The sequence below is a fragment of the Nesterenkonia sp. Act20 genome, from assembly GCF_019173455.1.
Lineage (GTDB): Bacteria > Actinomycetota > Actinomycetes > Actinomycetales > Micrococcaceae > Nesterenkonia.
The window spans coordinates 1,531,713-1,544,070 of sequence record NZ_JADPQH010000001.1; the positions used below are offsets into that span (position 1 = coordinate 1,531,713).

At 62.8% G+C, this 12,358-nt stretch carries 6 protein-coding genes and 1 pseudogene; all 7 read right to left on the reverse strand.

Annotated features, from left to right (window positions below; genetic code table 11):
• Positions 1–42: 42 nt before the first annotated feature.
• Positions 43–2,760 carry a hypothetical protein gene (locus IY716_RS07040; RefSeq protein WP_218220848.1) on the reverse strand — a complete coding sequence of 906 codons (2,718 nt, stop codon included), beginning with the start codon at positions 2,758–2,760 and terminating at the stop codon, positions 43–45.
• 245 nt (positions 2,761–3,005) lie between these two features.
• Entirely contained in the window at positions 3,006–5,975 is a 2,970-nt protein-coding gene (locus tag IY716_RS07045; RefSeq protein ID WP_218220849.1) for a LuxR family transcriptional regulator, read from the reverse strand.
• Positions 5,976–6,231: 256 nt separating this feature from the next.
• On the reverse strand, positions 6,232–8,433 hold the full coding sequence (locus tag IY716_RS07050) for a hypothetical protein (protein WP_255316461.1): 2,202 nt from the start codon (positions 8,431–8,433) through the stop codon (positions 6,232–6,234).
• 423 nt (positions 8,434–8,856) lie between these two features.
• Positions 8,857–9,558, reverse strand: a pseudogene (locus IY716_RS14015) (choice-of-anchor G family protein); the annotation flags it as partial.
• A complete protein-coding gene (locus IY716_RS14020) occupies positions 9,461–9,859 on the reverse strand; it encodes a DUF3693 domain-containing protein (RefSeq protein ID WP_218220853.1) in 399 nt (132 codons plus the stop codon). The pseudogene IY716_RS14015 and the gene IY716_RS14020, both read right to left, overlap by 98 nt.
• A 416-nt stretch (positions 9,860–10,275) precedes the next feature.
• A complete protein-coding gene (locus IY716_RS07060) occupies positions 10,276–11,565 on the reverse strand; it encodes an adenylosuccinate synthase (protein ID WP_218220855.1) in 1,290 nt (429 codons plus the stop codon).
• Between the two features lie 109 nt (positions 11,566–11,674).
• On the reverse strand, positions 11,675–12,325 hold the full coding sequence (locus tag IY716_RS07065) for a thymidine kinase (RefSeq protein ID WP_218220863.1): 651 nt from the start codon (positions 12,323–12,325) through the stop codon (positions 11,675–11,677).
• Positions 12,326–12,358 lie beyond the last annotated feature (33 nt).

The following is a 12,358-nucleotide window of genomic DNA, read 5'->3' on the forward strand; positions in this document are numbered from 1 at the left end:
GCGAATGATGTGAGTCGTCGGATAAAGGGGTGAAGAGCTGATTCAGGCTGCTCGCCTCCGTGATGTTCGAGCAGGATGACGGAGCTTGAAGGCAGCGAGAGCGGCAAGTGTGATCATGGCGCCGCCTCCGAGCAGGTAGGGCATGGAGCCGAGACCACCGGTCTGTGGCAGCACGGAAGGAGCGATGTCGTAACTGACCAGACGGTAGATTTCCGCGCCGTCCGCCTCGACGGCAATCTCGCCGTCGGACACCGTCTCCCAGAGCCGGGCGTCCTGGTGATCGATCGCTTCGTTGGGAACGCCCGTGTAGCGCTGGAGCTCCCCGGTCCGGAAGGCGAGATTTTCGACAAGTGACTCTTCGGAGATGGTGTAGCCCTGAGCGGGTCGCACGAGCACGGCGGTGCTCTCGCTGGGCGCGCCACTTCCAGGGACGGTTTTGGATGCCAACGCTGACCCGCTGGCGGTTGGGACTGCCTGCAGCTGGAAATCCTCCGGCGCGATGGTTCCGCCATGCTCATTGACCACGTGCTTGAGCAGAGTCGCCTCTGCCGTGCGGCTGGTGGCCGTGCAGTTCAGGTCCGCACCCAGCGGAACCTGGACGGTTCCATCCTCACCACCGGCCGGCAGTCCTGCCCCGGGCGCTGAACCTCGGCCATCGGAATGGACGCAGGTCCAGGACCCCGTGGCCAGTGGCGCACGCGAGGGGTTCGAGCGCTTGTCATCTTGTACGAAGACCTCGGGCCCCTGTTCGGCGGCAAGCTGAAGGGTCTGACCCGCGGCGACGGAGTGGCTCTTGACTCCTTGAGAGCCAGAAAACACCGGCTTTCCCTTCCTTGGGTCCTCTGGGGTGGAGTAGGCGGAGAGCTTCCAGCGCGAAGCATCGGCCCTCTTGTCTTTGGCTTCCATGGTCAGCGTCAGACTCTGCTCGCAGATGACGGTGCTGGTCACCGAGAAGCGAGTGACACCGGCGGAGAGAGCCTTGGAGAGATAACCGCCTGTCAGGGACGCAGACGTACTGGCGGGTCCGACCGCCGTGACTTCGGACGACTTGAGCTGGCAGCCGGGGCGCGTCTCGCTGATGCTCAGCGTCTCCTTGAGCCGGACCTGAGTTCCTGCCATATAACCTTCGCGCTCCTGGCCCCAGGCTGCCTGCCGAGTCTTACCAGAGGAGTCCCCGGGAGCGGAAAGGAAGAGCTCCGCGTCAATGCCCTCGGGCTGCGTCCCCTGCGCGTATTCGGTGCCGTTGATCACCCAGGTCTTGTCCACGGCGACAGAACTGGCGCAATTCTGCTTCATCATGTTCGCCAGCTCCTCGGCCGCATCATCGAAGTCGGACTGCTGGATCATTGCGCCGGACCCCGAAATTGCGAGGAGGTTGCTTCTGGAGACTGCGCCGGCGATCTCTCTGTTCCCTGCTCCAACCGCGATGACGTGTGTCCCCTTGGCCTTCAGCGCGTTCGCGGAGAAGATCGCGTGCTCCACCTCCGCAAAGCGAGTGTGGGCACCATTGCCCTGAGGATTCCCGTAGTACGTCGGTTCGCCGTGGTACGTCGGGTTTCCGTCAGTGAGCACTACAGCAGCGTCATAGCTCGAGGGGGCGTCTGCTGGTGCGGAGAGACCGCGGTCCCAGTTCGTCCCCTCGCCGTAGGAAGAGATCACGAATTTCGCCGCGCGCCGCGAGGACCACCAGTCAGCCCGGGCCGAGTAAAGATCTCGAACCTTGTCGGCCTTCTCTCTCGTGTCGACTGGCTGCGGAGCCGTGTAGTCGGATATTCCCCAAACCCGGGTTGCGGGACTGTGCGTGCCGAAATTGAACATCGAAACGGTCGAGGGCGTGCCCTGCAACTCATCGACAACCCGGTTCGTAGTCTCGGCCAACTCGTCCTCTGAGCCATTCATGGACGTCGAAAGGTCCAGAATGACAGCGACGTCCATCCCACACTGAGAGGGCAACGAAGGATTGTCACGAATAAAGGGAAAGATTCCGCTGGAGGCGTCGTCTGCGCTCATAAAGTCCGCTCCCTGTCGGCCCGTGGGATAGGAGCGATAGGTCTTTCCGGAGCGAAGTTCCCACGTACAGGGGCGATACCAGGAGCAGACCCGCTCGCCCACTCGGAATCCATAGTTGGACCGGGAGATCTGACCATAGTTGTCGGTCACACCCAAATCCCCGACCACGCTGTAACCCGCGGGGGCAGTGACCGCTTTCACGAAATACGGAGTGCTTGTGCTCGAACCGTCGATCGGGATCTCGAGAGTGCAGATCCCGGAAGACGATCTACACGTCGTGATGGGGCTACTGGCTGTAAGAGACCTGAAGATCCCCAGTTCCGCGCCGTCTAAGGCGTTCCCACCGACGCTGCCTCGGGTCTCGCCGACCTTGACTTCCACCGTGGCCGTGTTGGATCCGCCCATGTTCCGCTGCATGCGCTGCTGGGGAGCCGGCTCTTCATCGGTGGCGTCGTCCTCGACCTGAGCCGCGGAGTCGTCGTCCTCTGGGGTAGCAGAGGAAGACTCTTCCGGCTCGGTGGGCGCGGGAGACTCGGGCGCCTCGCTGGGTGGTTCCTCGAGCTCCACGGGAGCTTCGGCAGGCACACTTTCGGAAGGCGAGGGCGTGGGGGACTCCTCTGGAGCATCCGTGTTGTCGTCCGGGGCGACCGGCGCCGGTGACTCAGCTTCTCCCGGAGTCTCCGCGGCACTTGCTGGGCCGGTGATACCTGGACCGAGAGCTAGGACCACGATCAACAGGAGGGTCGACAAGACCGCACTCCAGTTGATGTGTCCTGTCATGCTCGTCCGCCCGTCACCTAGTGCTCAGGAAACGCACACACGTTTCTATTGCACTCACAGGCTAGAAAGAAGAGAGCCGCGATATAGACGAAAGTGGCCAATTTGGTGAAAGTCCGGCAAGAAGTGCCGGGCCACCAGGTCATACCTGGTATAGATCACCAGGTGGCTTTCCGCCGGTGACGAACCCCCTCGGGCGGGGGCTCGCGAGAACAGCCTCAGCCGCCAGCTGTCCCGTGGCGCAGCCGGTGTCGAATCTCATGACGGGAGCTCACATCGAACTTGGTCAACGCATTGCGCACGTGGAAGTCAATGGTGCGCACGGAAACCCCCAGCTCCTCGGCGATCTCCTTATTGGTCCACCCATCGGCGATCAATACCGCCACCTGGCGCTCCCGCCCAGACAGCCCATCCAGAGGGCCGGTGTGGTCGTTCGCCACATTCTCGCGGAAGATCTCCGGCTTCAGCTTGGGAGTGAACCCCGCTGAAGTCCGCGCCGCTGAGGGCCCCTGCACATGCGGGACCCGTTTGAGCGGAGCATGCCGGTCCAGTCGAGGCCTCAGCGCAGAGAGCTGCTCCACGGCCAACTTCAGAAGGCCCGGCGACCCCACGCTGGTGAACAGTGCAATGGTCCACTCAAGCGCCTCGATCACAGTGACGCGATTCCGCTTCAATTCCTGCGGATAGGCGATGACCAGCGCACTCATATCCAGGTATGTGAAGGCTTTGAAGAGCCGGAATCCGCCTGCGTCAGAGATCTGCTGCGCCAGGTGCAAGGGAGGCTGGGATTCCAGCCACGCATCGACTCGCGCGAATCGCCGCATGGCTTCGGTGGGGTCGTGCCCCTCCCATGCCTGGAAACCCTCCATGTAATCCACGACGGCCTCCTCGAACTCCGGTGCGACCGGACAGTCACCAGCTTGGACGACACGTTGTAGCGAGGGGATCATGGAACTCAGTCCGGCGTAATGGGCTGCGCGAACGAGCATCAGCACCGCGTCGATTCCGACGTTCAACCAGCCACCGGCCTCATCGCGAAATCGAAGCAGGTGCTGCACGGCGCGCTCATGATCGGCATCCACCACGGCCGTCCACGCGTACAGGTGTTCGAGCGCAGAAGAGACCAGCACGCCCGCCCCCTTACGCACGGCCGAGATCTCTTCGATCATCGGGGCGACGTCGTCGTAGCGACCCCTGCTGATCGGTATCAGCGCCCAGGTCAAATAGGCGACGAGCGCCGTGGCATCCTCTCGCCTCAGCAGCGCACTGTCCGTCGCGGCCGCCGCCACGTCCATCGCGTCCTCCCAGAGGCCTGCAGCGAACAGGACCTGCGCAAACTGGGCCTTCGCGTACGTCAGGAACGTCATATCGGGAGAGACCGCCATGACGTCGGAGAGGTCCCCATACGCCCCGACCGGGTCGCCGAGGTAGCGACGCCTGGTGCCCCTCGCGGAACGCAGACCCACCTGGAAGAGCTCCGAGTTCGGTATCTGCTCGAGTCTCTGAATCTCTCGAGAGATCTCAGCCTCGGCCTCCCGGACCGTGCGGGGATCCTGAGCATCGAAGACCTGCCACAGCTGAATGAAGGCACACAACCCCGCCCCGTGCGCTCGCTCCCATTCCATCGCCTCTCGAGGCGCGTGACTGTAATCCTGTGCGGCGAGGCGTTGGTCGAGATGCTCCTCCCTGACTGCGAGCATGCGCAGCGTTTCACGTTTTGCCGCCTCGGCACGGCCAGGAACGCCCATGATGCCCAGCTCCGCCGCCACCAGCGCGACTGCTTGTCCGAAGATCAGCGCCGCGGGATCCTCGGGCTCGACTCGGGTCTGCCATTCCAGCGCGGCGACGGCCTCCTGCAGGTTGTCGCGATCCAACGCCACGAGCGCGAGCCCACCTTGCCGCAGCGGACCAGGCTTGAGGCATCGCAGCGACGACTCATACGGGGCGAAACAATCTAGGTGCCCCAGGACCGCACCGAAGTACAACAAATCCAGAAGTGCCTGCGTGTCAGCCTTCAGGCTTGCCACGGCGAGGAAATGTTGGAACGCTTGTTCCAGGTCCCCGCGCAGCAGGGAATCAGCGGCGGCATCGCGCAGGTCGCGGATCAGCTCACTGTTGGATTCAGAGGTGGGGAGGACTCGGGCAATCTCCACGCGGTGGGTGAGCGCAGCAGCTTCATCAACGATGCCGATCAGTTTTTGGCGGAGCTCGGCGAGCTCCTTGGGGCACATCAACGCCAGCAGCGCTTCGGTGATGAGGCCGTTTCGAATCTTGTAGCCGAACAACCTCTCATCCCAGGCCGCAAGCCCTGATTCCAGAACGTCGGACAGGTCTGCAGGAGAGTCCAGCGCGAGGGCGATCTGATGCTTTGCAAGGGGCATGGAGGATACCGCGAGGAGACGCAAAACCTCCCTCGTGTCTTCGGTCAGCGGCACCAGGGCCTCTTCGAATGCTCGCCGCATCCACTGGGCCGCGGGTCCGGCCTTCGTCGCATTGATCGACATGGCCAGTCGTCGAGTGCCGATGGGAGTGGCCGCGAGATGGCGTCCCACCTCATGCACCAGCAGCGGGTAGCCGGCGGTCTCGATCTGCACCGTGTCGACGACCCTGGCGCTCAGCGGAGTGGTCAGATACTGCGCCAGAAGCTCCTTCGTCTCGGCTGGGCGGAACGGGTCGACCCGGATGTAGGTGCCATTCGGGCTGTTTCGAGCGAAGGCGCTGAGTCGATTGACCTCCGGTCGGGCGGAGGGACGTCCTGATATCACCACCAGGATCGCCGCGTCACGAAGCATGGTGCAGATGCGCAACAGAGCCTCAGCCGACTCACTGTCGATCCACTGGGTGTTGACCAACGTGATCACCGTCGGGCGTCGCAGGATCTGTGCCCTCTGCAGGCCTTCGGCGACGAGCTCATCCACGCTCTGGCCGCGCAACTGCGTATCCGGCGGAAGCACCAGGCGGCGCAGCAGATCTCCTGAGATATCGCTCTGCTCCTGGTCCAGGACGACGACGATCTCCCGCCAGTCCTCGAAGTCCGCAAGGGCATCTCGCATGAGCGCTCCCTTGCCCACGCCCGCGAATCCTTCGAGATAGACGACCTGCGCCCGGCGCTCTGCGGCCTGACGCGAGGCCCGCCGGATCAGCTCAAGTTCCTGCTCGCGTCCGACGCGAGGACCTTCAGTGCCCAAAGAGTCCCCTCAAAATCATGAATGTAACCTCACTCACAATACAGTCCTTATTTCTAATTTGCTACTGTCATTCTCGAATCTCGTTAGAGGGCCAAACTACGGACGCAGAGGCTCTCGATGAGGGACGGTCCTCTACGCGGGCGTCACGTGATGCCGGCGTGCCGGAGGGCGACGCCACCCGTAGATGACGCCGCCCTCGAGATCCTGCGTGTCGCTCAGGCGACGCCGCGAGGATCAGCAGTGCAACCGAATGCGCTTACTCTTGGTCCGTGACTCGGCGCTGGCGTGACGCCACGTAGAGTCCGATACCGATCAGAGTCAGCACCAGAGCGACCAGACCGAATGTCGCCACAGTCGCGCCCGTCGTGGCGAGGGGCCCGGAGCCGGCGGCTCCGTCGTCGTCGCTGCCACTTTCAACGGGGACGCCGTCTCCGTTCCCACCGCTGCCCGCACCAAGCACCTCGAGCGGAGCGCTGGCGGAGTTGCCCTCCTCATCGGTGGCGGTCACGACAAGCTCACCGGGCTCGATGTCCTCGGGAACGGCCCAGTCCACCATGAACTCGCCGTTCTCGTCGACCTCGATATCCTCGATGGTGCCGACGACATTGCCATCTTCGTCGGTGACCTCGACGTCCACCGTGGTGCCGGGGGTGAAGTCGTCACCCTCGACCGTCACGGTGTCACCCGGTTCGGCAGTCTCTGGATCCACCGTGACTGACGGCTCATCAGTTCCGTCCTCGTCACCAGAACCACCGTCGCCGACGATGACCAGGGGTGCGCTGGCGCTGTTGCCCTCCTCATCCGCGGCTGTCACGGTCAGATCACCGGGCTCGGTCCCCTCAGGCACCGTCCACTCCTCGGTGAATTCGCCGTCGTCGTTCACCTCGACATCTTCGATCGTGCCGATGACGTCTCCGTTCTCGTCGGTGATCTCGATATCGACGGTGGTGCCGGGGGTGAAGTCATCACCCTCGATGGTGACGTCTTCGCCAGGTGCTGCGATCTCGGGGTCAACCGAGACTGAGGGATCGACGTCTGAGTCGTCGTCATCCCCGCCGTTGCCTCCGCCTGGAGCGACGATCGACAGATCAGTGGTGGCTGGAGTCTCGGACTCATCACCCACTGCCGTCACGACCACATCACCGGTGGGATAGTCCGCGGGGACCGGAAGGTCTACGGTGAATCCACCGTCACCGTCCGTAGTGGTCTCCACGGTGATCGGATCATCGCCGTCCCCGGCGCCGGGGACGCTCACCGTGACCGTTTCCTCGGGAGCGAACCCGATACCGGTCACCTCGGTGGAGTCACCCTGCTCGACGGTGGAGGGATCCACGACTACAGCAGTGTCGAAATCACCCTCATCGTCGCCACCATCGCCGGGAGCGACGACATTCAGTTCGGTGCTGGCGGGAGTTTCCGACTCAGCACCCACTGCGGTCACGACTACCTCGCCGAGCGGGTAATCGGCAGGAACCGGGAGGTTCACGGTGAAGCGACCGTCAGTGTTGGTGGTGGTGTCCACCGTGATCGGATCATCGCCGTCCTCGGCTCCGGGGATGCTCACCGTCACAGTTTCCTCCGAAGCGAAACCGATACCGGTGATCTCCGTGGAACCACCCTGCTCAACGTTGGTGGGTTCGGCCACGATGTCCGTGTCGAACGTGCCATCGTCGCCGTCATCACCGTCGCCAGGGCCTTCGCCCGGAGCAACCACGGTGATACCCGTGGTCGCGGGGGTCTCGGACTCGGCGCCTTCGGCAGTGACCGTCACATCCTCGGTCGGGTAGTCGGCCGGGATCGGGAGGTCCGTGGTGAACTCACCATCGGCGTTCGTGGTGGTCTCCACCGTGATCGGATCATCGCCATCCTCAGCTCCCGGGATGCTCACCGTCACCGATTCGTCAGCGGCGAAACCATCACCAGTGATCTCAGTGGACTCACCCTGCTCCACCGTGGAGGGGTCCGCAGTGATCGAGGTGTCGAAATCACCATCGTCCCCATCGCCCCCATCACCCGGGGCGACGACGGTGATACCCGTGGTGGCTGGAGTCTCAGACTCAGCGCCCACAGCAGTGACCGTCACATCCTCGGTCGGGTAGTCGGCCGGGATCGGGAGGTCCGTGGTGAACTCACCATCAGCATTCGTGGTGGTCTCCACCGTGATCGGATCATCGCCATCCTCGGCACCCGGGATGCTCACCGTCACCGATTCCTCAGCGGCGAAACCATCACCGGTGATCTCCGTGGACTCGCCCTGCTCCACCGTGGAGGGATCCGCGGTGATGGAGGTGTCGAAATCACTGTCATCAGCCGCCAGTGCATTGGGACCAACAGATGCAGAACCAAGGTTCACAGTCGCACCGGCTCCGCCCAATAAAGCGATCTGAACGGCGGTCTCAGTGAACTGGCCACCTTCTTCCGACTGGACATTGACGTTGACCGCAGCAAGATCATTCAAGGACGCAAGCGCCGGCGTCAGGTCTGACGCTACGTCAGTCGTGAGGCTCTCAACTGCTTCCCCTGCCTCGCTGAGAACATTCTCAACCAAGGGCGAGACAACAGAGCTCAGTGTCCCCTGCACCGTAGCCGTCAGCGGTTCAAGAATCCCCGTCAGCAGACCTCCGAGCAGCCCCGAGCCAGTGATCGAAAGAGGAGTGCTTCCATCCAAAAGGCTGGCCAGGTTTCCCTCGAAGTCGATATCGACGCCCGCAGTGCAAGCTCCGAGGGTCGACAGGAGACATACGCCGCCACCCACCGTGACACCAGCGTTAGACAGGACGTTCTGCACTTCGGCGTTGAGGGCCTCCTGAGCACCCGCGAGAAGCCCCTCAACCTGCGTCCCAATCGCAGTGATGGTCGCTGGTCCGAGCAGCGGCGTATTCGGGGGAAGGTTATTCAGATCCACAACCTGCGCGAGATCGACAGACACCGTGCCTGCTGCCAAATTCAGCGTGACACCACCCGCGCTGCGATCTTCATTGAGGATCGGGGAGAGAGCGCCATCCAAGTCAGCGGAGATCGCAACATTAAGATCGTTCTCACCTACCGCAAGGCCCGTGATGCCATCCAAACCGTTAATGAGGTCCAAGGAGTCCTCGACACCACCGAGAAGGCCAGCCAGAACGTCGTCTTCTAGATCCCCGAGGCCTGCACTCAGGGGCACCAAGGCGGCGTCGACACCTGTCGCAACGTCTTCCAGTAACGGCGAGACCACGCTCAAGTCAGCGGATGCAATCTGGTAGTCCCGGCAATGCGCTGGGGCGGACAAGTCGGTGCACTGAATGGCCAGCGGCCCATCTACAGAAGCATCCAACGCGGCGACGCCAGTGACGGCGCCTAGCGACAACTCAGCTGTCGACAGGAGAGAAGAACTCGGAAGCAGAGAGGTCAGGTCAAGGTTGGCGTTTGCGGGATAACCAGATTCTCCCGTCGTGTCCACAACACCCGCGTCGCTTACAGCACCCGACGCGGCTCGTGACGTCCCTTCATCCTGGGCCTCCGCGTACTGGTTGACAGCACCCAGCTGCAACAGGTCCCCCAAGGGGAACCGATACCCCGTCACTGACGACCACCTGAATCGCACTGAGAGCCGTCACATCCAGGTCTGTGGAACTGATCTCGGGTTCCGGTGTACCGAAGTTCTCTGCTTCAACGCCAGCTAGCCCGGCAATTGATGATAGATCAATGCCGCTCAGCACCGAACCGCCGAGAAACTGGGCCGACGCCCTTGATTCGTCTCCGGGAGCTGCCTGAGCAGGCGCGGCGCCCACCATGGTCAGGCCCGAGCCCAATACGAGTGTCGAGGCAGCGGCCGTCAGCCTCCTCCACCTGCTTCTGTGCGCTGGAGGCCGGGCCTCCGAACGCGTCGGTGTGTCGTTCCTCATCTACGGGATCCCCTTTTGAATAGGTTCTCCCGCCCCGCGAGCACGCCCCCTGCGCGCATTGCGTGACCTGTTTCTGCCACCTGCCGTACTGGGACGAGGCGAGTGAATACGATCGTCCTGATTACAGTTTGTTCAACAAGTGACCTAAGACACCCAAGAACATATCGATAGAATCACTAATAATTAGATGGCGTCAAGGTTAGTGTGCACAACTTCTTGAGATGGAAACAAAAGGGTCCCCGGTTGGCACTCGATGCTTGGCCCCTCGATACAGCATCCGCATTTGTTCCGGACGGATCGGTCGATAGGAAACGCCAATCATATGTAGATCACAAGCCGAGATGCGTCCTGATATGGCAAAGACCTGGGACAAGCGACACTCTCTTGGCCCAGGTCTTAGTCCGCGAAACTCAGCGTCAGTCCTCGATGAGATCGTGAATCGCGATCACCTGGTCACGTCCAGGGCCCACGCCGACACCGGAGATGCGGCAGCCGCTGAGCTTTTCCAGGGCCAGCACGTAGTCCCGCGCATTGACCGGCAGGTCCTCCAAGGTACGCGCCCCGGAGATGTCCTCGGTCCAGCCCGGATAGTTCGCGAAGATCGGCTTAGCGTGGTGGAACTCGGTCTGCGTCATCGGCATCTCATCGTGGCGCACGCCGTCGATCTCATAGGCCACGCATACCGGGATCTGCTCGATGCCGGTCAGAACATCGAGCTTGGTCAGGAAGAAGTCGGTGAAGCCGTTGATGCGGGATGCGTACCGCGCCATGACGGCGTCGTACCAGCCGCAGCGGCGGGGACGGCCGGTGTTGACGCCGAACTCTCCGCCGGTCTTCTGCAGGTATTCGCCCCACTCGTCGAAGAGTTCGGTGGGGAACGGTCCGGCACCCACACGGGTGGTGTACGCCTTCACAATGCCGATGGAACGCCTGATCCGGGTCGGCCCGATGCCCGAGCCCACCGAGGCTCCGCCTGCCGTGGGGTTCGAGGAGGTCACGAACGGGTAGGTGCCATGGTCGACGTCGAGGTAGGTGGCCTGTCCGCCCTCCATCAGCACCACGTCACCGCGGTCCAGCGCATCGTTGAGCAGGATCGTGGTGTCGACGACCATCGGTCGCAGCCGTTCAGCGAAGTCCAGGAAGTACTCGGCGATCTCATCCACGGCGATCGCGCGCCGGTTGTACAGCTTGACCAGGAGTTCGTTCTTCTGGCGCAGTGCTCCTTCGATCTTCTGGCGCAGGATCGACTCATCGAAGATGTCCTGCACGCGGATGCCCAGGCGGGCCACTTTGTCCATGTAGGTCGGACCGATGCCGCGTCCGGTAGTGCCGATGGCACGTTTGCCGAGGAAGCGCTCGGCCACTTTGTCCATGGTCTGGTGATAGGGCGCCACCAGATGGGCGTTGGCAGAGATCTTCAGCTTGGAGGTGTCCGCGCCTCGAGCTTCGAGCCCGTCGATCTCATGGAAAAGTGCCTCAAGGTTGACCACCACGCCGTTGCCGATGACTGGCACGGCGTTCGGGGAGAGGATGCCGGCGGGAAGGAGCTTGAGCTCGAACTTCTCACCACCCACGACCACGGTGTGTCCGGCGTTGTTGCCGCCATTGGGCTTCACCACATAGTCGACTCGCGAACCGAGCAGGTCTGTGGCCTTGCCCTTACCTTCGTCGCCCCACTGGGCTCCGACGATCACAATGGCTGGCATGGCGTTCCTTTCCCGGGCTGAGCTGGTCTGGAAGCTCGCGCAGCGGCGAAGGCATCCCGGGAGATTCTATCAACGCGGTTCGGTCTCACCCTCGAGCGCCGTCATCTGACTAGCCGAGCCGACCTCCGGACGCTTCCAGATAACACGCCGCGCAGAGGGACTCGTACCAGATGTCAGTCCCGTCGATCGCGACCTGATCACCGTCGAAGATGATGCCCTCACCGGAACGACGAGTGTTGAACACGGCCTTCCGTCCGCAGCGGCAGATCGTCTTGAGCTCCTCCAGGGCATGGGCAAGGTCCATCAGCCTCGCTGAGCCGGGGAACGCCGTGGTGCGAAAGTCGGTACGGATCCCGTAGGCGAGCACCGGCACGTCGTCGAGCACCGCGATGCGCAACAGGTCCTCGACCTGCGCGGGCGCGAGGAACTGGGCCTCATCGACGAGCAGGCAGGCTACGGGCTTGATCTGGCGGTTCAGCGCACCGGACTCGGCTTCCATGTCATCCAGAAGGGTGCCAGGCGTGGTGCCGTGGGCATGCTGCGAGACGAGTTCGCGCAGGGGCGCGTCAGGAGGGATCAAGAAGTCGACGTTCCTCGTGACCCCCAGGCGGGAGACGATCTCGTCCTCACCCTTGGTGTCCACCTGAGGCTTCGCCAGCAGGACACGCTGGCCGCGCTCCTCGTAGTTGAACGCGGCTTGCAGCAACCCGGTGGATTTCCCCGAGTTCATGGCGCCGTAGCGAAAATAGAGCTTAGCCATGGTCAGGCCGCCCTCCCAGCATGCGTGTCAGTG